Source organism: Bordetella flabilis, from assembly GCF_001676725.1.
In the GTDB taxonomy this organism is placed as follows: Bacteria; Pseudomonadota; Gammaproteobacteria; order Burkholderiales; family Burkholderiaceae_B; genus Bordetella_C; species Bordetella_C flabilis.
In genome coordinates this window covers 3,585,090-3,604,903 of the sequence record NZ_CP016172.1, presented here as the reverse complement: position 1 = coordinate 3,604,903, position 19,814 = coordinate 3,585,090, and the positions used below count along the sequence as shown (strand labels likewise).

Below are 19,814 nucleotides of genomic sequence, written 5' to 3'. Positions count from 1 at the left end.
CGGGTCACGAGGCCTGCGCGGAGGTGGGGCGCAGGCGCACGCTGGGCGTCCATCCGGTATCGGGGTCCAGCGGCACGACCGGCCGCGGCAGTCGCCCGAAATCGAAGCGCGCCAGGATGGGCGACGTCAATCCCGGCGCGTCGACGCTATAGATGCGCTCCGGCGGGAAGAATTCGTCGAAGGCCGCCCGGAAATGGCCGCGCGATTTGACCACCACGGTGCGCGCGGCCGCGATATCCAGCCCGAACATTTCAAAGAAGCTCGGCTCGTGGCATTGATGCCTGTGCGTGATGACCACGACCTTGACGCCACCCATGGCCAACAGGGCCGAAGGCCCCAGGTCGAAGCTGCATCCGGCCAGTTGGCCGCGCCGGCCCACGCCCTTGCCGCCGTGCAGCGCCAACACCGTGGCCGTGGCTTCGAACGGTTCCGAATATCGCGTCGTTTCGCTGCGGTTCAAGCGTGCCTGCAGCGTCCCGCCGCGACCGCAGGCGTGCGCGTCGGCCGCCAGTTCGGCGTCCGTGACGACGCCCATGATGACGCCCTGCGCGCCGGCCTCGATCAGGGCGCGCAACAGGAACGGCGTGTTGCCGCGTGCGCCACCGCCGGGATTGTCGGCGACGTCCGCGAGCAGCACGGGAGGTCGCTCGGGATGCTGGCCGGCGGCCACGGCCAGCGATACGGCATCGTCCATGGAAGTCAGGTGCGGAAAGAAAGCGGCGCGGTCGCGCCAGGCCGGCGTGGCCAGGTCCAGCGCCGTGCGGGCGGCCAGGTCGGCATCGCCGCGCGTCGTGACCAGCACGGTGAGTCCGTTCTTCGGCGTGTCGCCGTAGGCGAAGCCGCCCACCGCCGAGACGTTGACGATCTGCGGGTCCGCCAGCGCTTCGGCCTTCTGGATCATGTCGGCATAAGGCCCTGTACCGGGCGCGGTCAGCAACTGGGTGGGCGGCGCGCAAACCGGCAGGCGGACATGCGCGACTTCGACGCGCATTCCGGCGACCAGCTCGCGCAACACGTCCGCTGCTTCGGCGCCGCGCTCGGCCATGTCGACATGCGGATTACGCCGGTAGGAGATCAAGGTGTCGACTTCATCGACCATGCGATCCGAGATGTTGGCATGCAGGTCCACTGTCGCCACGACAGGCACGTGAGGGCCGACGATGCGGCGCACACACGCGAATACCAGGCCGTCGGGGTCGTCCTCCTGCGTGGTGATGGCGGCCCCATGCTCGCAGATGTAAACCGCGTCCACCGGCAGCGCGGCACGCAGGCGTGTTTCGAACTGCGCCAGCGTGTCGGCGAAGAAGCCGTGTTCCACCGGCCCGCCCGATTCGGCGTTGGTGAACAGGATGGGCACCGGGGTCCAGGCGCCGGTGGAATCCATGCGGCGTACGAAGGCGGGGATTTCCGGCGTCATGCGCGGAGCCGGACTGCGGGCGTCGCGCATCAGGTCGTCGCCCGCCAAATAGGCGCGCGCCTCGAAATCGTCGCGGGTGGCGACCGGCGCGAAGCGGTTCGATTCGATCGCGAAGCCCAGCAGGGCGATACGCAAGGGCATGGTTGCGGACATGGCGGCGTCAATCCTGCTTTTCGATATGGGCGGTGGCGATCAGGTCGCTCCACTTGCGCTGTTCGGTCGCGATGAAACGTCCGAAGTCCTCCGGCGAACCCGGCGTGCCGGGCGATGCACTGGCGTTGGCCAGGTCCTTGCGCAGGGAATCGCTGGCCAGCGCCTTCTGCAATGCCCCGGACAATTTGTCGACGACGGGGCGCGGCGTGCCCGCGGGAAAGACCAGTCCACCCCACGACACGTTTTCGTAGCCTTTCAATCCCGCTTCGTCCAGCGTCGGCAGGTCTGGAAACAGCGGCACACGCGTCTTGCTGGTGATCGCCAGCGCACGCAGCTTGCCGCTTTGCACCAGCGGGTAGGCCACCGATGCGTTGGTGAACGTATAGTCCAGGCGCCCCCCGGCAAGATCCTGCAGGGAAGCGGGATCGCCGTTATACGGAATAAACATGGTGTCCACGCCTGCCATTTGCTTGAACAGTTCACCCGCCATCTGGCCGCTGCTGCCGATGCCGGCCGCGCCATAGGAGAGCTTGCCCGGCTCGCGCCGGGCCCGGGCGATCAGATCGGCGACCGAACGGATGGGCGAATCGCCGCGTACGACGAGCAGGTTGTACACCGCGAACATTTGTCCGACGGGCTGGAAATCCTTGCTGGCATCATAGGGCAGTTGCTTGAACAGGGCTGGGTTGACCGCCAGCGTATTGATGTTGCCGTAGCCCAGCGTATAGCCGTCAGGCGTCGCCCGCTTGACCTGGCTCATACCGATGTTGCCGGCCGCGCCGGGACGATTTTCGATGATGAAGGTGGCGCCGATCTCCTGGGCGACGTGATTGAGCACGATGCGGCTCAGCACGTCGGCCGAGCCGCCCGCCGCGGACGCCACGATGACATTGACCGGGCGCTGCGGCCACCCCGGCTCGGCGGCGGATGACGCGAAGGGCAGGGCGCCGGTGGCAAGGACGGTCAGGGTATGAAGGAACAGGCGTCGCATGCAAGGCTCCATAACGAGGTGTGACGGCGCCGCCTGCCGCGATGCGGCGCGCAACCGTCGGTGGCGCGGCCCGGGGCCGGCCGGCGGGCCGGCGTGTCGGGGGAAACGCTCGGATGACGCCAGTATGACCACAAGGCTAAAGTCGGGGATTAACGACGATTGAATGCGCGCTTAAGACGAGAGTTAATAGGGAAAGGGGATGTTGTCGAGCGAAGACCTGCGTTTCTTCCTGGTTGTGGTGGCCTCGCAGTCGCTGGCCGAGGCCGCGCGCACGCTGGACGTGACGCCGCCGGCGGTCACGCAGCGCCTGGCCGCGCTGGAACGGCGGTTGGGCGTGCGGCTGGTGGAACGCGGCCGGCGCCGCATCGCCCTGACCGACGAGGGCGATCTGCTGGCCGCGCGCGGGCGGCGCATCTGCGACGAACTGGGCGAACTGGCCGAAGCCGTGGGCAGCCGCCGTGGCGTGGTGGCCGGCCACCTCCGCATCCTGGCGCCGCTGGGCTTCGGCCATCGCTATGTGGCGCCCGCCGTGGCGCGGGTGCGGCGCGACCATCCCGGAGTCACCGCCACCTTGACCTTGTCGGATCGTCCCGCGCGCCTCGCGGAGGACAGCTGGGATGTCATGGTCCATATCGGCGAGCTGCGCGATTCGGCGCTCGTCATGCAGCGCATCGCGTTCAATCGCCGCATCCTGTGTGCCGCCCCGGCCTATCTGGAGCGGCATGGCGCGCCCGCGCGCCCGGCCGACCTGCATCGGCACGCCTGCATCGCGCTGCGCGAAAACGATGAAGATGTCACCCTGTGGCGCTTTACGGATGAAGGCGGCAAGGTCGACAGCGTGCGCATCGATCCCGTCCTGGCCAGCACGGAGGGCGGCGTCGTATGCGAATGGGCGCTGGCCGGCATGGGCATCGTGGTCCGTTCGGAATGGGATGTGGCGGCGCATCTGCGCGAGGGCCGGCTGATCGCCCTGCTGCCGCGCTGGCGCTTGCCCGACGCCGATGTGGTGGCCCTGTTGCCGTCCCGCGAAGCCCGCTCGGCGCGGGCCTCGCAGTTCCTGGAGTGCCTGCGCGGCGAAGTCTGCGCGCGGCCCTGGACGATAGCCTGACCCCCGGGCAGGGCCGTACCGCGCCGCAAGCCCGCAGTGGACTTCACGATCCGTGCAGAGGGGTTCTGTGCGCAGCTAGGGTTTGCCCGTATATGGGGGTATACAATCCGGCCCCAGCGCTCGCGGCAATACGGCGGTCCTCATAGAAACGGCTTCAAGGCGTCCCGGGACCCGCATTCATCACATCGATCCGCCGCTGTCGGATCAAAGTATGGAGAATCAAATGAAACTCGGCATATCCCTGATGGGGAAATTGCTCGCGAGCACCGTCCTCTGTGCCAGCACGCTGATGGCCCACGCCGCTGACTGGCCCGCCAAGCCCATCACGCTGGTCATCCCCTTCCCGCCGGGCGGCACGACCGACATGGTCGGCCGTCCGCTGGCCCAGCTGCTGAGCCAGAAACTGGGCCAACCGGTGATCGTGGACAACCGCGCGGGCGCGGGCGGCACGATCGGCGCGGGCTACGTCGCCCGGTCCGCCCCGGATGGCTACACCCTGTTCCTGTCGACCATTGCGCACACGATCGCGCCGTCGACCTACGACCGGCTGCCTTATGACTTCGAGAAGGATTTCGCGCCGATCACCATCGTGGCGTCGTCGCCCAACCTGCTCATCGTCAACAACAACCTGCCGGTCAAGTCCGTACAGGAACTGATCGACTACGCCAGGAAGAACCCCGGCAAGCTGAATTTCGGCTCGGCCGGCATCGGCAGCACCGAGCACCTGGCCGGCGAGCTGTTCAAGCGCATGGCCAGGATCGACATCCTGCACGTGCCCTACAAGGGCGGCGCGCCCATGATGGCGGACCTGATCTCCGGCCAGATCCAGATGGCGCTGGAGACCAGCGGCTCCGCGATTTCGCAGATACGCGCCGGTACGGTGCGCGCCCTTGGCGTCAGCACCGAACAGCCCAGCGCCTCCTTCCCCGGCATCCCGGCGATCGCGCAATCCGGCGTGCCCGGCTACACCTTCTCGACGTGGTACGGCCTGGTGGTTCCCGCCAAGACGCCGGCCGATGTGCAGGCCAGGCTGTACCAGGCCACCGTGGAAGCCTTGCAGGACCCGCAGATGAAGAAGGTGCTGGAAACCATCGGCGCGGATGCCGGCGGCGAAAAGCCGGAGGTCTTCAAGAAGTTCATCGCCGACCAGACCGCCAAGTGGGCCGAGATCCTGAAGGAAAAGAAGTAAGCTGAACGGCAAGCGCCCCGGCACGGCGCGCCGTTGTTCCCTGCAATGGCCGCCGGCATTCGCCGGCGGCCATTTTCACATCCGGGAGTTCCACCATGCACTACCTGCTGTCGTACGAACTGGCGCCGGATTACCTGGCGCGGCGCGGACCGTACCGCGAAGTCCACCTGGCCCTGGCGTGGCAGGCATCCGATCGTGGACACATCGTGCTCGCCGGGGCGGCAGGCGATCCGGTGGACAGCGCGCTGCTGGTGTTCCAGGCCGATACGCCAGCGGTGGCGGAGGACTTCGCCCGCAGCGATCCCTACGTCATCAACGGCCTGGTGACACGCTGGACGGTCAAACCCTGGCATACCGTCGTAGGCGGCGGCGCCGCCACGCCGGTCCGGCCGGAGTCCGCATCCCGTTAGGGGGCATCTCGTTGGGCCGCGGCACGGCCCGCCCGTCGGGCTGGGCCCGCGGGTCACTTCCGGCAACCTTGCACGGACGCCGCGCCGGCAATTTCCCGTAGCCACCGTGCCCTTTGCGTAACGCGAAGGCGGGCTGCACCAAACGGGAATTCCAAATCAGGGTGGAATCCCATACATTCGGATGGTCGCGCGACTTGCGCCGATGGCCGGCAGCCCCGCGCTGGGACTGCGGCGCAACGAATCAGGGGAGACACGCCATTGATCGACCACCTGGACCACCTTGTCCTGACCACCTCCGATGAAGCCGCCTGCGTGCGTTTCTATGTCGACATCCTGGGCATGCGGCTGGAGACATTCGGGGAAGGGCGCAAGGCCTTTCTCTTCGGCAACCAGAAGATCAATCTGCACGTCAAGGGCCGCGAGTTCGAACCCAAGGCGCATACGCCCGTACCGGGTGCGCTGGACCTGTGCTTCATCGCCAGCCGTCCGCTGGACGCGGTCATCGCGCGTCTGGGCGAGCTGGGCGTGCCGATCCTCGAAGGCCCGGTCATGCGCACCGGCGCCACCTCACGCATCCGGTCGATCTACCTGCGCGATCCCGACTTGAACCTGATCGAAATCTCGGAGCCGGCGGTATGAGCGTTCACCACGAAACCTCCGGCTTGCCGCACGCTGCGGCAGGCGAATCCGCTGATTCCGCGATACGCCCCGCGACGGAACAGCCGCTCATGGAAGACGTCCGTCTTCTTGGCCGGCTTTTGGGCGAAGTCATCCGCGAACAGGAAGGGGAGCAGGCCTACACGCTGGTCGAGCAGGTCCGGCAGCTCGCGGTGGCGTTCCGGCGCGATGCCGACGCGCAGGCCGACCAGACCCTCAAGGGCCTGCTGCAATCGCTGTCCGGCCTGATGCTGGTCTGCGTCGTGCGGGCGTTCACCTATTTCAGCCTGCTGGCCAACCTCGCCGAAGACCGCCACTACATTCGCCGCCGCCTCGCGCGCGAGCGTGCGGGCGACGTGCAGGAAGGCAGCATAGAGGCCATGATGGCCAGGCTGCGCGGGGCGGGCATCGGCCCGGACCGTATCGCCGAAACGCTGGCCGGCAGCCATGTGTCGGCCGTGCTGACGGCGCATCCCACGGAGGTCCAGCGCAAGAGCATCCTGGACGCACAGCGCGCCATCGCGCAATTGCTGGCGGAACGCGACGATATACGGGCGCGCGGCGTGGGCGGGGCCAATGACGCCGTGCTGGCGCGCGAGCTCGATGCGAATGCCGAGCAATTGCGTGGCCGCATCATCCAGCTATGGACCACGCGGCTGCTGCGCATGTCGCGCCTGACCGTCGCCGACGAGATCGAGAATGCCCTCAGCTATTACCAGACCACATTCCTGCGGGAGATCCCGCGGCTTTACGCCAGCCTGGAGCGTGAGATCCCGGCGCGGGACGTGGCCAGCTTTTTCCGCATGGGGCAGTGGATCGGCGGCGACCGCGACGGCAATCCCAACGTCAGCGCGCAAACCCTGGACTACGCGTTGCGGCGGCAGGCCGAGACCGCGCTGCGCCATTATCTGGCCGAAGTGCACCAGCTGGGGGGTGAACTGTCGATGTCGTCTTATCTGGTCGACGTATCGCCCGCCCTGCTGGAACTTGCGGCGCGCTCGCCCGACGACAGCGCGCACCGGCGCGACGAGCCGTATCGCAAGGCATTGTCCGGGATATATGCGAGGCTGGCGGCGACGCTGTACGAACTGACCGGGGCCGAGGCCGCGCCGCATCCGGTGGCGGCGCAGCCCCCTTATTCCGGCGCCGAGGAATTCCTGGGCGACCTGCGCGTCATTGCGCAATCGCTGGCAAGCCACCATGGCCGGACGCTGGCCGAGCAGCGGCTGCGGCCCCTGATGCGCGCCGCCGATGTATTCGGATTCCACCTGGCCACCGTCGACTTGCGCCAGAGTTCGGACAAGCACGAGGCGGTGGTGGCCGAACTGCTGGCGGTCGCGCGCGTGCACGCCGACTATGCCGGCATGCCCGAGGACGGCCGCGTGGCGCTGCTGTTGCGGCTGCTCGACGATCCACGGCCGCTGCGCATTCCCGACGCCGCGTATACGGACCTTGCGCGCGGCGAGATCGCCATCTTCGAAATGGCGCGTCGCATGCGCGAGCGCTACGGGCACCATGCGATCCGGCACTACATCATCAGCCATACGGAGACGGTCAGCGACCTGCTGGAAGTGCTGGTGCTGCAGAAGGAGTGCGGCCTGCTGCACGGCCTGCTCGGCGAGGACGCGCGCGCCGAACTCATCGTCGTACCGCTGTTCGAGACCATCCAGGACTTGCGCAACGCCGCCGGCATCATGCGCGGGTTCTACGCCCTGCCGGGCATCCGGGGCCTGATCCAGCGCAGCGGCGCGGAACAGGACATCATGCTGGGCTATTCGGATAGCAACAAGGATGGCGGCATCTTCACCAGCAACTGGGAGCTGTACCGCGCCGAAATTGCGCTGGCAGGCCTGTTCGATGAGTTCGGGGCGCACGCGCCGATCAAGCTGCGCCTGTTCCATGGGCGTGGCGGTACGGTCGGCCGCGGCGGCGGTCCCAGCTACCAGGCCATCCTGGCGCAGCCGCCGGGAACCGTCCGGGGCCAGCTCAGGTTGACGGAGCAGGGCGAGGTCATCGCCTCGAAGTACACCAACCCGGACATCGGCCGGCGCAACCTGGAAACCCTGGTGGCGGCCACGCTCGAGGCCACGCTGGTGCAGATCGACGAGCCGGCGCCGGAAGCCTTCCTGAGCGCCGCCGCCGCGTTGTCCGAAGCGAGCATGGGCGCCTATCGCGCGCTGGTGTATGAAACGCCCGGCTTCGGCGCCTACTTCTTCGGTTCGACGCCGATCCGCGAGATTGCCGAATTGAATATCGGATCGCGTCCGGCATCGCGCACGGGCAGCCAGAAGATCGAGGACCTGCGCGCCATTCCCTGGGGATTCAGCTGGGGGCAGTGCCGCCTGACGCTGCCGGGATGGTACGGGTTCGGCACGGCGGTACAAGCCTTTGTCGGCGCCGGCCCGGACGACAAGGATGCGGCGGGGGATGCCGACCAGCGTTGGGAAGCGCTGCGCGCCATGTACCGCCAGTGGCCGTTCTTCCGCACGCTGCTCTCCAACCTGGACATGGTGCTGGCCAAATCCGACCTGGCGCTGGCGTCGCGCTATGCCGAACTGGTGGACGACGACGCTTTGCGCCAGCGGGTCTTCGCCGCCATCCAGGCCGAATGGCGGCGCACCGCGCAGGCGCTGTCCCGCATCACCGGCGACCGTGAACGGCTGGCACGCAACCCGGTGCTGGCGCGCTCCATCAGCCACCGGTTCCCGTATCTGGATCCGCTGCACCATGTGCAGGTCGAGCTGATGCAGCGTTATCGCGAGGGCAGGGGAGACGCGGTGGTCAAGACCGGGATACACATCTCGATCAACGGGATCGCGGCCGGGCTGCGCAATAGCGGCTGACGGCGTGTGTGCGCCGGCGTTGCGTCGCGGCGCCGGAAAGTTTGCTGCAGCGAAGGGCGCCGCGGGTCGGCGCCCTTCCGTTGTGCGCGTCGCCGCACGGCAGGGTGTTCATCCGTCCGCCTGCCGGATGCCGATCGACAAGCGCCCCGACCTGCGCTAGTGTCGATGGAATCCAAGGAGGGAAGGCGATGAAGAAAGAGCTACCCAGTCCCGCGGGCCTCGTGCCCGACAAGGCGAACCGGCGGCGATTCCTGCGCCAGGGTGTGATGGTTGGACTGGCCGGAGCGGCGGGTACCGCATTGGCCCAGCAGCCTCCAGGCGCCGCGTCCGCCAGCGCCGCGACGCCAGCTTCGGGCAACCTGCCGCCGGCCGTGCCGGAATGGACCGGGAAGCCAGGAGCGCCCACCGGCGGCAAACTCTATGGCGTCCCTTCCTTGTACGAGAAAGATGTCGTTCGCCATCTGCGTTCGACGGATAAACAGTACTTTTCTTCCTCGACCCGCACGCCATTGCAGGAACTCGACGGGATCATCACGCCCAATGGCCTGTTCTACGAGCGCCATCATGGCGGCGTGCCGGAGATCGACCCGGCGCAGCACCGCCTGATGGTGCATGGACTGGTGGAAAGGCCGCTGGTCTTCACGATGGAAGCGCTGCGCCGCTTCCCATCCGAATCGCATATCTATTTCCTGGAATGCTCGGGCAACCCCAGCTACACGGCATATGGCAAGACCGCGGCCGAGGCGAATGGACTGGTGTCCTGCGCCGAATGGACGGGCGTGCCCCTGAAGACCGTATTGGAAGAAGCCGGGTTGAAGAAGGACGCGAAGTGGATCATCGCCGAAGGGGCGGATGCCGCCGCGATGAACCGCAGCATCCCGATCGAGAAATGTCTGGATGACGCGATGCTCGTCTACAGCCAGAACGGCGAACGGTTGCGTCCCGAGCAAGGGTATCCGGTACGGCTGCTGTTGCCCGGATATGAGGGCAACATGAGCATCAAGTGGCTGCGACGCCTGCATGTGGTCGCCGAGCCCGCCTATACCCGCGAGGAGACCTCCAAATACACGGACCTCATGCCGGACGGCAAGGCGCGCAAGTTCAGCTTCTATATGGAGGCCAAGTCCATCATCACCGCACCGTCGGGCATGCAGCGCTTGCCGGGGCCCGGGTTCTGCGAAATCCGCGGCATCGCCTGGAGTGGGCACGGCAAGATAACCCGTGTGGACGTGTCGGTGGATAACGGCCAGACCTGGCAGGAGGCCCGGCTGCAGGATCCGGTATTGACGCGCGCGATCACGCGTTTCCGGTTGCCATGGCGTTGGGACGGCAGTCCGGCGGTCATCATGAGCAGGGCAACCGACGAGACCGGCTATGTGCAGCCGGCACTGGAGGACTTGCTGGCGGTACGCGGTCCCAATTACTTCTATCACAACAACGCCATGACGCCGTGGCGCATCGCCGAATCCGGGGAAGTGACCAATGCACGCCTCTAGAGACACTTCCATGCGCCTGGCCTGCCTCTCCGCTACCGCGGCCCTGCTTGCCTGCATCGCGCCATCGCAGGCCGCGGACCGCTACGGCCTGGGCACGCCCGCCACGCCTGAACAGATCGCGGGTTGGAACATCGACGTTTTTCCCGACGGGACGAATCTGCCGCCAGGGCAGGGCACGGTGCAGCAAGGCAAGCAGATTTATGCGGCGCAGTGCGCGGCGTGCCACGGCGCCAAAGGGGAAGGCGGCATGGGCGACCGCCTGGAGGGCGGCATGGGTACCCTTGCAAGCGGCAAACCGGTACGCACCGTCGGGAGCTTTTGGCCGTATGCGACCACGCTGTTCGACTACATCCGTCGCGCGATGCCCCTGACGGCGCCGCAGTCGCTGAGCAGCGACGAAGTCTATGCCGTGACGGCATACCTGCTCGCGATGAACGGCATCGTGAAGGACGACGCGACGCTGGATGCGGCGGCTCTCGCGAAGGTGCGCATGCCCAATCGTGACGGGTTCTTCCTGCAGCAAGGCGCAGATCCGAAGGGGGATGCCCGGGCCGCCCGCGCTAGCGAAGGGAAGTCCGGCGCGCAGTGAGGCAGCCCGGGAATTCGCGCCGGCAACGCGGGCGCCACGGCTAGTGATCCCCGGGGCGGTGCCCACCGCGCGGTATGCTTATCCTTCCGACCTCGGGCGTGCGGACGGCCGCTGATCCCCGCAGTCCTGCCAATCCTGGCCGCCGCGCGCGTACCGGCGCAGCGCCGCGTCGTCCAGCGTCACGCCCAGCCCGGGCTCGTTCGACACGGCGATGAGGCCGTCGCGCTGGGCGGGCAGGGGCCGCGCCAGCATGTCGTGGAGCGGATTGCGGATGTACATGTCCTCGAAATAGCGGAACTGCGGGATGGCCGCCGACAGATGCATGGACGCCGCGATGCAGATGGGGCCTGACGCGCCCGTATGCGGGCACACCGCGATGTTGTATGCATCGGCATAGGCGGCGATGCGGCGGCAACCGGTGAAGCCGCCAGCCCGTGCGATATCGGGCTGGGCCACGTCCAGCAGCCCCTGCTCGAAGAAGGGCCGGAATCCCGCGCTGGTGAATTCGCCTTCGCCGGCCGCCAGGCGTATGTCCTTGACGGCCTCGCGGACGCGGGCATAGCCGGGCAGGTCGTCGGCCAGCACGGGCTCTTCCAGCCAGTACACGCCCAGCCGCTCGGACGCCCGGCCCACCACGATGGCCGACACGGGGTCATAGCCGGCGTTGGCATCCAGCATGATTTCGATGCCGCTGCCCACGGCCGCGCGCACCGCCTCGATGCGCGGGATATCGGCATGGATACCCTCGCCGACCTTCAGCTTGATGGCGCGGTAGCCTTGGCGTACCAGCGCGCGCGCTTCTTCCGCCATGACCTCTGGCGTGTCCAGCAGGACGGAAGAAGCGTATACCTGGATCTGCTGGCGGCCATGGCCCGCGAGCAATTGCCATGTCGGCTTGCCGGCGGATTTGCCCAGCAAGTCCCACAGCGCGATATCGACACCCGAGATCGCTTCCAACAGGAAGCCGCGCGAGTGGCCGCGTGCGCGCATCGTGCGATACATGTCTTCCCACAGGCCCTCCACATTGCAGGGATCGCGGCCCAGCAGAACAGGCGCCAGGATCTCGCGCACCACCGCGGCGGTCACGCCGGGGCCCAGCCGGGCGATGCACTCGCCCGTGCCATGGATGCCTTCGTCGGTGACTATCCTGACCGCCGTGGCGGTCAGGGAGCTCAGGGTGAAAGTGGAAATACGCCAGGGCTTGTCCAGCGGCGCCTCCAGCGCCAGCGTTTGTACAGCGGTGATCTTCATGGGGCTTCCTTGCCTATTGGCGTTGCAGCGTGACCCAGGGGCCGGCGTTTCCCGGATAGGTCACGCCATAGCGGGCGACCGCCGCGTCGTCGAAGCGGAACGCCAGTCCGGGCTCCGTGGGAAGCAGCAGATTGCCGTCGCGCGCTTCCAGCTGGCGGTCCAGCAGGCGGCGCAGGTTCACGATGTGGTCGTCCGGCATGAACTCCATCCAGTTCGCGTTGGGGCAGGACGCGACCAGGTGCACGTGGATGTCGTGCCATGCGTGGGGCGCCACCGGCACGCCGAAGCTGGCCGCCGTGGCGGCGATCCGGCGCCACTCCGTGATACCGCCGCACACGGTGGCGTCGGTCTGCAGGATGGAGGCGGCGCCGCGTTCCAGCACCTCCTTGAAACGCCAGCGGCCGGCCTCGATCTCGCCGGTGGCCACGGGCACCCGGCTGGCGCGGGCCAGGCGCACATGGTTATCGATGTCGTCCGGCGAGAACGGTTCCTCGATCCAATAGGGCCGGTGCGGCTCGATGCGCTCCATGTACTGCAACGCCGTCGCCAGGTCGGGCCAGGCGTTGTTGGCATCCAGCATCAGGTGGGCGTCGGGGCCGATGGCTGCCCGTACCTTGCCGACACGCTCGGCTTCCTGGCCGGGCGTGAGCTTGCCGACCTTGATCTTGACGGCCTTGTAGCCCTGGTCGACGAACGCGCGCATCTCCGCCGCCAGGTCGTCGTCCGTCTTGCCGGGCCAGTAATAACCGCCGCTGGCATAAGCGGGCACCTTGTCCAACACGGTCGCGCCCAGCAGCTTGTATAGGGGCTGGCCGACGCTGCGCGCGTTCAGGTCCCAGAGCGCGATGTCCAGCGCCGACAGCGCGCGCAGCACCGCGCCGGCGCGGCCTTGCAGCAGCGCTTCCTGGTACATGTCGCGCCATAGTCCTTCGATGCGCCAACTGTCCTGCCCGAGCAGCAGCGGCGCCAGCAGGTCGGTTACGGCGACCTGCAACAACCGGCCCGACGTGTTCACCGCATAGCAATAGCCCACCCCTTCCACGCCATCTCGGTCGCGCACGCGCACCAGGCAATATTCGCGCGCGTTGACCGTGCGCGTGGAGAACTGCACCGGGTTGTCCAGGGGGACCCTGGCAATGCAGGCCGATACGGATTCGATAACTGCCATATTTGTTTACTCCGCCTTGATTCCGGTTTTCTTGAAGACATCTGTCCATTTGGCATATTCGCCTTGCATCAGGGCGGCGAATTCGGCGGGCGTGTCGCCCACCGGCACCGCGCCTTGCTGGGCCAGCCACTTCTGCGTTTCCGGCGTGCGCACGATGGCAACGATGTCCTTGTTGAGCTTGTCGACGATGGCCTGCGGCGTGCCGGCGGGCGCGATGACGCCGAACCATACGTCCGACTCGTAGCCCGGCACGGTTTCCGCGACGGTGGGCACGTCGGGCAGGACGCTGGCGCGCTGCGCCGAACTGACCGCCAGGGCCTTCAGGCGCTTCTCCTTCAGGAAGGGCAGGGACTGCACCGTGGTCAGGAACATCAGCGAAACCTGGCCCGCCAGCAGATCGTTCATGGCCGGCGCGCCACCGCGATAGGCCACGTGGGTCATCTTTACGCCGGCCATCTGGTTCATCAGTTCGTGGGAAAGGTGCTGGGTCGAGCCATTGCCCGGCGAGCCGAAGTTGATGCTGCCCGGCTTCGCCTTGGCCAGGGCGATCAGCTCGGCCAGGTTGTTCGCGGGCAGGGCAGGATTGGCCAGTAGTACGAAGGGCGAGGTGGCGACGACCGATATCGGCGTGAACCCTTTCAGCACGTCATAGGGCAGGTCCTTGTAGAGCAGGCCATTCGTGATGTGCGAGGAAATCGTCAGCATCAGCGTATAGCCATCCGGCGCCGCCCGCGCCAGTTCGGTGGTGCCGATCACGCCGTTGGCTCCGCCGCGGTTTTCCACCACGACGGACTGGCCCAGGGACTTGCCCAGGTGCTGGGCGAGGTAGCGGGCCAGCATGTCGGTACCCCCGCCGGGAGGGAAGCCGACGATCAGGCGCAAGGGCTTGTCCGGATAGGCGGCCTGGGCGGGGCCCGATGCCGCGCCGAAGGCAAGCGCCGAGGCGATGCCCAGCGCGGCCAACCAGTTTCTTGGTTTCATGTGTCTCCTCCTGTGGGATGCCCCTTCCGTGTCTCCGGAGGTGGGCGGGATCGGCCCTGGGGCCCGTACGGGCCCTAATGGGCGTGGAACTTGCGCAATCGGACCATGCCGTTGCGCAGATGCGCGCGCGCGGCAAGGCCCGCGGCTTCGCTGTCGCGCACCGCGATCGCGTCGTAGATGGCCTGGTGTTCCTGCTGTACGGCCTGCAGCCATCCCGCCACGCTGCTGTTGCCGCGGCTGATGGTCAATTGCTGGCGGACGTGGCGTTCCAGGAAACGCGTGAAATCGTCGTACACGCGGTTGTTCGTCGCGCGCGCGATGGCGCGATGAAACCGCATATCTTCTTCCACGCCGTCTCCGCCATGTTTCTGGATTTTCTCCAGTTCCCTGAGTGCGGCGCGGATCTCGCGCACTTGCGTTGCGCTGGCGCGTTCCGCCGCCAGGGCGGCGGCCTGCGTTTCGACCCCAATGCGCAGTTCGAAGACCTGTTGCACCGTCTGTTGCGGCGTGAGGGCATCGGGCGTAATGCGGAAGGGGACCGTTATCAGCGATTCCGCCACGAAGGCGCCCAGGCCTTGCCGTGTCGTCACGAGGCCGTCGGATTTCAGGCGGGCGATGCCCTCGCGAACCACCGTGCGGCTGACACCATATTCGAGCGCCAGTTGTTCTTCAGTGGGCAGGCGGCTGCCCGGTGGGCGCTCGCCGGACTCGATCTGCCGGCCGAGGATCTCGCTGAGCTTCTCGGTAAGGTTGGCGTTGCGCAGGTATGTGGACATAGAAGGGCGTTCCAGTGCGATGGGAAGGGCATGCCGGCATCGGGCGGGGCGCCGGGTCGGCGCCCGGCATATCAGCATGTCACGTGGTTATCATACATATATATGACTGGCGTGCAAATGCGTATTGTCATGTGTCGGGCAGGTCCAGGCTTTACCGGAGCTGAACGCCCATTGTCCGTGCCTACGGTTGCGGCCGCCCTGCGGGACGGCGGGCTGTGCCGCGCGTCGGCCCTTGCGCCAGATGTCGCACGAGGTGCGCGCGCAGGGCTGCCGCCGCGGGTCCCCGGGCGGCGTCCTGCCGGTGCGCCAGATAAGCCTGGACCACGTTGCCGCCCTGTGGTCCCAAGGCCTGGACCGGCAGACGAAGGAGGCGTCCCTCCGCCAGGTCCGTCTCGACGGCCCACAGCGGCATACGGCCCCATCCCAATCCCGCGCGGATGAGCGCGAGCTTGGTGTCCTGCTCGCCGACACGCCAGGTCTGCGGCGAGATCACACCGAAGTCCCGGTCGGCGGAAAGAGGCGATGGGTCGGTCTGGACGATCTGCAGGTAGTCCGCCAGATCCGCGGCACGGGGCTTCAACCCGTGCCCCACGGCCTGGGCCAAGGGGTGCGACGGCGCAATCACCGCCACGAAGTCGATCGTGGTCAGCGCTTCTCGCTCCACGCGGCTGTCCGGAAAATCCTCGCCCACCATGATGGCCATGGCGCAGCGTCCCGCCAGCAGGGCGTCCAGCGGCGTGCCGAGCGCGCCTACCGAGAGCCGCAGTTGCACCGAGGGCATGGCCGCGTGCCAGTCCTTCAGTGCGGCGCACAGAGTAGGCATGGGGAACAGGGTGTCCACCACGATCGAGATCTCCAACTCCACGTCTTGCCCCAGTCCATGCGCCCGTGCGCGCAGGAAGTCCACCCGCATCAGCAGGGAGCGCGCGTCCTCGAGCAAAGTACGCCCCGCCTGCGTCAACACCGGTGTACGCGCGGAGCGGTCGAACAGCGTGACGCCCAGCTCGGACTCAAGCGCGGCGATGGCATGGCTGACGGCCGACTGCGCGCGCCGCAGCCGGGTGCCCGCCGCGCGGAAGCTGCCGCTGTCCGCGACGGCGACGAAGATGCGGATCTGGTTGAGCGAGAGCGAATCGAGCATGATCGATTTAATAGATCGGAGAGAGCGAAATATTGTGCCTTGTATCTATCGGAACAATCGAACATAGTCAAGACGCAGTGGGATCCGATCGATCGTGCTGGCTAAGCATGGAAAGGCGTGACGGCAGGGCCGCACCGAGGGCCAGGGGCGCCGTACCGCCGGCGGCGGCGGGGCACACGCAGGGAATGGATATGTCGAACACGCTTATGAATCGCATGTATGGCCCTTGGCCATCGATCCTGCTCATCGTGGGGGCGGGTATCGTTTCGGCCTTCCAGGTCGGCAAGGCCCCCATGGCGATGTCCGCGGTACAGGGAGACCTGGACCTCAGCCTGGCTGCCGCTTCCTGGCTGCTCTCTTCCTTTGCGATCGTCGGCGCCATCGCCGGCGTACCGATCGGCCTGGCCGTCGACCATGTGGGCGCCAGGCGGATGGCAGTGGTCGGCTTGCTCCTCCAGGGCGTGGGTTCGCTGCTGGGCGGCCTGGCTCCCGATGCCTTCGCGCTGCTGGCCACGCGCGTGCTGGAAGGCATGGGCTTCCTGTGCCTTATCGTGGCGGCTCCCACCCTGGTCGCGGCCGTGGCGCCCGTGGCCGTGCGCGGACGGGCGATGGCGCTCTGGGCCACGTTCATGCCGATGGGCATGACGCTGATCTTCCTGGCGGCCCCGTCGCTGGACATGTTGGGCTGGCGAGGCTTCTGGCACATGAACGCAGCCATTCCCCTGGCCTACGCAGCTTTGCTTCTGTGGGGCCTGCGATTGCCGCCTCAGGCGGACATTCCGGCGCGCCGCTCCATCGGTCGCGACGTGCGCGACGCGTTTGTCGCGCGCGACCCGTGGATCCTGGGCGGCCTGTTCATGTTTTTTTCGGCTGCTTACTTTGCGTTGTTCGGATTCCTGCCTACGCTGGTTTCCGGATGGTTCTCGGTGGGCAACCAAGCGGCCAGCATGTTGAGCGCAATTGCGGTCGCGGCCAGCGCCGGTGGCAACATCCTGGGCGGCCAACTCCTGGTGCGGGGCGTATCCGGGCACCGGTTATTGCGTGGCGCGTTTGGCGGTATGGCGCTGTGTAGCCTGAGCATCTTCGGCATCCTGGGCGGCGCCACGCCGCCGCTCATCGCCTATGTGCTCTGCATCGTCTATTCCTTGCTGGGAGGCTTGATCCCTACGGTGATTTTCGACTACGCGCCCAGGTATGCGCCTCGTCCGCAACTTGTCGGGGCGACGGTGGGCTTTGCCATGCAAGGCAACAACGTAGGCCTGATCGTCGGCCCGGCTTGCGCAGGCGCGATCGCCGCGACCTTCGGGTGGCCGGCGGTTTCGCTGCTTGTGCTGGCGATGGCCGCGGGCGCACTGGTCCTGGTCTTCGCCCTGGAGTCGCCTCGCATTCCGGCCCGCGGCTGAGGCGGCACAGGCCCGTCTCGCCGGCAGGAGATCACCGGTCGTCGGCTTCCGATCGGCCGGTTTGGCCTCCTGTATTTCGGGGGCCTGCGCGCGAAGCGCGCCCTGGCGCCCTGGCGCCGGTCGCCGCGGCGCCCTGGAGAAACAGCGATGTGATCCCGCGGAATTCGCGTCGCAGCGACAGGCCGGGCACATTCAGCCATCGCAGCAAGGCTCCCAGGTACAGATGATGGAAGCTGGTCGCGAGCTGGTCGGCGGAAAGTTGCTTGCGCAGTTCGCCAGCCTGCTGCCCTTGCACGATCAACTGGCGCCACACCTCGGCGATATCGCGACGCTCGGTGGCGTCGTGGGGTCGGGGCGCGTCGATAGTGAGGAAGCGATGCTTCAGGTATGCCATCAGATAGGTGGGGTGTTCCTCGCACCATTGGGCCGATGCGTCGAGCATGCACGCGATACGAGACAGGAAAGTCCTGCGCTTGGCGACGTCTTTACGCAAGCGCGCCAGGTCCCGTTCCAGCTGCGCATCGATCCAATAGGCGAGTAGCGCTTCTTTCGTGGGGAAGTGGTTGTATAGCGTGCGTTTTGCCACATCGGCCTCGGCCGCGATCTGCTCCATGGTCACCGGGTCGTAGCCCAGGGTTTCGAACAGACGCGCCGCCGTGCCCGACAGGTGCTCGAGCATCTGCCGGCGCTTGCGTGCCCTGCGTCCTTCGCCGTCGGGAATGACGTCCATGCTAGGCCCCTGTCATCTATGCACAATATGCAGAAGTATACGTCGTATACTTTCGGCTCCGCCGCCTCGCGCGGCCGGCCTGGGGTCGGGCAATGAAAATCCTGGTGGTTACGTATGGAACGGAAGGGGATACCCGTCCCTTCGCGGCGCTGTGCCGCGCCCTGATGGACGCCGGTCACGATGCGAGCCTCCTGGCGGATCGTTCGACCCTGGGTTCGGCCGCCGCGCTGGGGGTGCCTGCCCAACCGCTCTCGGGCGATATACGGGATGCCATGAAGCCGGGCTCCGTGCTCTCCTCGGCGGTGCGGCGCAAGGCCAGCTTCAATAGCGCCTCGAAGGCGCTGGCCTGGATCGCCAATTCCCACACCGCGGCCTGGATGCGGGAAGTGATGGACGCCGCGGCTGGATGCGATGTCCTGATCACGTCCGGGCTGGCCGCCTTCGTCGGCCTGTCGGTTGCCGAATGCCGCGGCATCCAGGTCATCGGCGCGGGCTTTATCCCGATCACCCCGACCGCCGATTTTCCCTCGCCTTTCCTTCCGCCTGGCAAGGTGCCGCGCTGGCTGAACCGGACCAACCATCGTTTCGTGAACGGCATGCTTTGGCGGGCCTTTCGCAATGTCACCAATGCCGCACGCGCCGATGTGTGCGGATTGCCGGCCCGGCAGCGGGTCTGGACCGATCACCCCATGCTCTATGGGGTTTCGCCCAGCCTTATTCCCGAGCCCACGGATTGGCCTGCGAATGCGCATGTCTGCGGTCAATGGACGACAGCCGACTCCGGGTGGGCGCCCGAACCGGCGTTGGAGGCGTTCCTGACCGCGGGGCCGCCGCCCGTTTACATCGGCTTCGGCAGCATGGCGGGCTTCGACCCGCCGCGTATGGCAGCGGCCCTGGCCGCGGCGACGCAAGGCCGCCGCGTGCTGTTTTATCCCGGTTGGAGCGGTATCGATGCGTCCTTGCTGCCAGGCAACTTTTTCGTCGTCGGCAACACCCCGCACAGCCGGCTTTTCCCGCGCACATCCCTGGTCGTCCATCACGGCGGCGCCGGGACGACGCATTCCGCTGCCCGCGCCGGCGTGCCTTCGGTGGTCGTCCCTTTTGCCGCGGACCAGTTCTTCTGGGCCGACCGGCTCCGGCGGCAGGGCGTGGCGGCGCCCGCGGTGTTGGGCGCGCGGCTGCGAAGCCAGGATCTCGCCAAGGCGATCGCCTTCGCTGAGCGAGACGACGTCAAGGCCCGCGCTGTCGAGTTGGGCCAGAGGATGGTGGGCGAGGACGGTCTGGGACAGGCCGTCGCAACGGTTGAGCGACTGGCCGGAAAGCGCGCATAGGAAGGAGCGCCCAGGTATTCTGCGCCACAAACGAAAAACCGGCCGCGGTGGCCGGTCTTTTTCTGGGGTGCTGGAGTGGTGGAGCGGAGGAGGATCGAACTCCCGACCTTCGCATTGCGAACGCGACGCTCTCCCAGCTGAGCTACCGCCCCACATGAAGCAAGTCCGAAACTATACCAG

Annotated in this window: 17 protein-coding genes and 1 tRNA gene; 9 read left to right on the top strand and 9 right to left on the bottom strand. The window is 67.0% G+C overall.

The window, feature by feature from the left end:
- Window positions 1-4: 4 nt before the first annotated feature.
- A complete protein-coding gene (locus tag BAU07_RS15785) occupies window positions 5-1,570 on the bottom strand; it encodes a M81 family metallopeptidase (RefSeq protein ID WP_066659447.1) in 1,566 nt (521 codons plus the stop codon).
- A 7-nt stretch (window positions 1,571-1,577) separates the two neighbouring features.
- On the bottom strand, window positions 1,578-2,561 hold the full coding sequence (locus tag BAU07_RS15780) for a Bug family tripartite tricarboxylate transporter substrate binding protein (RefSeq protein ID WP_066659446.1): 984 nt from the start codon (window positions 2,559-2,561) through the stop codon (window positions 1,578-1,580).
- A 199-nt stretch (window positions 2,562-2,760) separates the two neighbouring features.
- Here BAU07_RS15780 and BAU07_RS15775 point away from each other — a divergent pair, with 199 nt between their 5' ends.
- From BAU07_RS15775 to BAU07_RS15745, 7 genes are all read left to right on the top strand, one after another.
- Window positions 2,761-3,669, top strand: coding sequence for a LysR family transcriptional regulator (locus BAU07_RS15775; protein ID WP_066659445.1), 909 nt, complete (start codon window positions 2,761-2,763; stop codon window positions 3,667-3,669).
- Window positions 3,670-3,892: 223 nt separating this feature from the next.
- Window positions 3,893-4,858, top strand: coding sequence for a Bug family tripartite tricarboxylate transporter substrate binding protein (locus tag BAU07_RS15770; RefSeq protein WP_066659443.1), 966 nt, complete (start codon window positions 3,893-3,895; stop codon window positions 4,856-4,858).
- Between the two features lie 95 nt (window positions 4,859-4,953).
- Window positions 4,954-5,268, top strand: coding sequence for a YciI-like protein (locus BAU07_RS15765; protein WP_066659438.1), 315 nt, complete (start codon window positions 4,954-4,956; stop codon window positions 5,266-5,268).
- A 258-nt stretch (window positions 5,269-5,526) separates the two neighbouring features.
- A complete protein-coding gene (locus tag BAU07_RS15760) occupies window positions 5,527-5,907 on the top strand; it encodes a VOC family protein (protein ID WP_066659436.1) in 381 nt (126 codons plus the stop codon).
- Window positions 5,908-5,996: 89 nt separating this feature from the next.
- Window positions 5,997-8,768 (top strand): phosphoenolpyruvate carboxylase, encoded by a 2,772-nt coding sequence (ppc, locus tag BAU07_RS15755; protein WP_066665477.1) that lies wholly within the window; start codon window positions 5,997-5,999, stop codon window positions 8,766-8,768.
- Between the two features lie 188 nt (window positions 8,769-8,956).
- Complete coding sequence (gene soxC, locus BAU07_RS15750; RefSeq protein ID WP_084025803.1) at window positions 8,957-10,264, top strand: sulfite dehydrogenase; 1,308 nt, start codon at window positions 8,957-8,959, stop codon at window positions 10,262-10,264.
- Window positions 10,251-10,853 carry a c-type cytochrome gene (locus BAU07_RS15745; protein ID WP_232338142.1) on the top strand — a complete coding sequence of 201 codons (603 nt, stop codon included), beginning with the start codon at window positions 10,251-10,253 and terminating at the stop codon, window positions 10,851-10,853. The genes soxC and BAU07_RS15745 overlap by 14 nt, the downstream gene beginning before the upstream one ends.
- A gap of 78 nt (window positions 10,854-10,931) precedes the next feature.
- On the opposite strand, the gene BAU07_RS15740 is transcribed toward BAU07_RS15745, so the two are convergent.
- The 5 genes from BAU07_RS15740 to BAU07_RS15720 form a co-directional block, all read right to left on the bottom strand.
- A complete protein-coding gene (locus BAU07_RS15740) occupies window positions 10,932-12,104 on the bottom strand; it encodes a mandelate racemase/muconate lactonizing enzyme family protein (protein WP_066659434.1) in 1,173 nt (390 codons plus the stop codon).
- Window positions 12,105-12,117: 13 nt separating this feature from the next.
- Window positions 12,118-13,272, bottom strand: coding sequence for a mandelate racemase/muconate lactonizing enzyme family protein (locus BAU07_RS15735; RefSeq protein WP_066659433.1), 1,155 nt, complete (start codon window positions 13,270-13,272; stop codon window positions 12,118-12,120).
- Between the two features lie 6 nt (window positions 13,273-13,278).
- Complete coding sequence (locus BAU07_RS15730; protein ID WP_066659432.1) at window positions 13,279-14,253, bottom strand: Bug family tripartite tricarboxylate transporter substrate binding protein; 975 nt, start codon at window positions 14,251-14,253, stop codon at window positions 13,279-13,281.
- 74 nt (window positions 14,254-14,327) lie between these two features.
- Entirely contained in the window at window positions 14,328-15,029 is a 702-nt protein-coding gene (locus tag BAU07_RS15725; RefSeq protein WP_066659431.1) for a FadR/GntR family transcriptional regulator, read from the bottom strand.
- Between the two features lie 181 nt (window positions 15,030-15,210).
- Complete coding sequence (locus BAU07_RS15720) at window positions 15,211-16,170, bottom strand: LysR family transcriptional regulator (RefSeq protein WP_066659430.1); 960 nt, start codon at window positions 16,168-16,170, stop codon at window positions 15,211-15,213.
- A gap of 191 nt (window positions 16,171-16,361) precedes the next feature.
- On the opposite strand from BAU07_RS15720, the gene BAU07_RS15715 reads away from it, so the two are divergent.
- The gene (locus BAU07_RS15715; protein ID WP_066659429.1) at window positions 16,362-17,573 is read left to right on the top strand and encodes an MFS transporter; all 1,212 of its coding nucleotides are present in this window, start codon (window positions 16,362-16,364) and stop codon (window positions 17,571-17,573) included.
- 31 nt (window positions 17,574-17,604) lie between these two features.
- Here the strand turns inward: BAU07_RS15715 and BAU07_RS15710 are convergent, their stop codons facing one another.
- Window positions 17,605-18,303 carry a TetR/AcrR family transcriptional regulator gene (locus BAU07_RS15710; RefSeq protein WP_066659428.1) on the bottom strand — a complete coding sequence of 233 codons (699 nt, stop codon included), beginning with the start codon at window positions 18,301-18,303 and terminating at the stop codon, window positions 17,605-17,607.
- 92 nt (window positions 18,304-18,395) lie between these two features.
- On the opposite strand from BAU07_RS15710, the gene BAU07_RS15705 reads away from it, so the two are divergent.
- Window positions 18,396-19,634, top strand: coding sequence for a glycosyltransferase (locus BAU07_RS15705; protein ID WP_066659426.1), 1,239 nt, complete (start codon window positions 18,396-18,398; stop codon window positions 19,632-19,634).
- A gap of 76 nt (window positions 19,635-19,710) precedes the next feature.
- Here the strand turns inward: BAU07_RS15705 and BAU07_RS15700 are convergent.
- Window positions 19,711-19,786: transfer RNA gene (locus BAU07_RS15700), tRNA-Ala, on the bottom strand.
- Between the last annotated feature and the right edge of the window lie 28 nt (window positions 19,787-19,814).

Coding starts and splice junctions, on each gene's coding strand:
- BAU07_RS15740 (WP_066659434.1), bottom strand. CDS start 12,104: ATGAAGATCACCGCTGTACAAACGCTGGCGCTGGAGGCGCCGCTGGAC.
- BAU07_RS15735 (WP_066659433.1), bottom strand. CDS start 13,272: ATGGCAGTTATCGAATCCGTATCGGCCTGCATTGCCAGGGTCCCCCTG.
- BAU07_RS15785 (WP_066659447.1), bottom strand. CDS start 1,570: ATGTCCGCAACCATGCCCTTGCGTATCGCCCTGCTGGGCTTCGCGATC.
- BAU07_RS15775 (WP_066659445.1), top strand. CDS start 2,761: ATGTTGTCGAGCGAAGACCTGCGTTTCTTCCTGGTTGTGGTGGCCTCG.
- BAU07_RS15705 (WP_066659426.1), top strand. CDS start 18,396: ATGAAAATCCTGGTGGTTACGTATGGAACGGAAGGGGATACCCGTCCC.
- BAU07_RS15745 (WP_232338142.1), top strand. CDS start 10,251: ATGCACGCCTCTAGAGACACTTCCATGCGCCTGGCCTGCCTCTCCGCT.
- BAU07_RS15730 (WP_066659432.1), bottom strand. CDS start 14,253: ATGAAACCAAGAAACTGGTTGGCCGCGCTGGGCATCGCCTCGGCGCTT.
- BAU07_RS15710 (WP_066659428.1), bottom strand. CDS start 18,303: ATGGACGTCATTCCCGACGGCGAAGGACGCAGGGCACGCAAGCGCCGG.
- BAU07_RS15765 (WP_066659438.1), top strand. CDS start 4,954: ATGCACTACCTGCTGTCGTACGAACTGGCGCCGGATTACCTGGCGCGG.
- soxC (WP_084025803.1), top strand. CDS start 8,957: ATGAAGAAAGAGCTACCCAGTCCCGCGGGCCTCGTGCCCGACAAGGCG.
- ppc (WP_066665477.1), top strand. CDS start 5,997: ATGGAAGACGTCCGTCTTCTTGGCCGGCTTTTGGGCGAAGTCATCCGC.
- BAU07_RS15725 (WP_066659431.1), bottom strand. CDS start 15,029: ATGTCCACATACCTGCGCAACGCCAACCTTACCGAGAAGCTCAGCGAG.
- BAU07_RS15720 (WP_066659430.1), bottom strand. CDS start 16,170: ATGCTCGATTCGCTCTCGCTCAACCAGATCCGCATCTTCGTCGCCGTC.
- BAU07_RS15770 (WP_066659443.1), top strand. CDS start 3,893: ATGAAACTCGGCATATCCCTGATGGGGAAATTGCTCGCGAGCACCGTC.
- BAU07_RS15715 (WP_066659429.1), top strand. CDS start 16,362: ATGTCGAACACGCTTATGAATCGCATGTATGGCCCTTGGCCATCGATC.
- BAU07_RS15780 (WP_066659446.1), bottom strand. CDS start 2,561: ATGCGACGCCTGTTCCTTCATACCCTGACCGTCCTTGCCACCGGCGCC.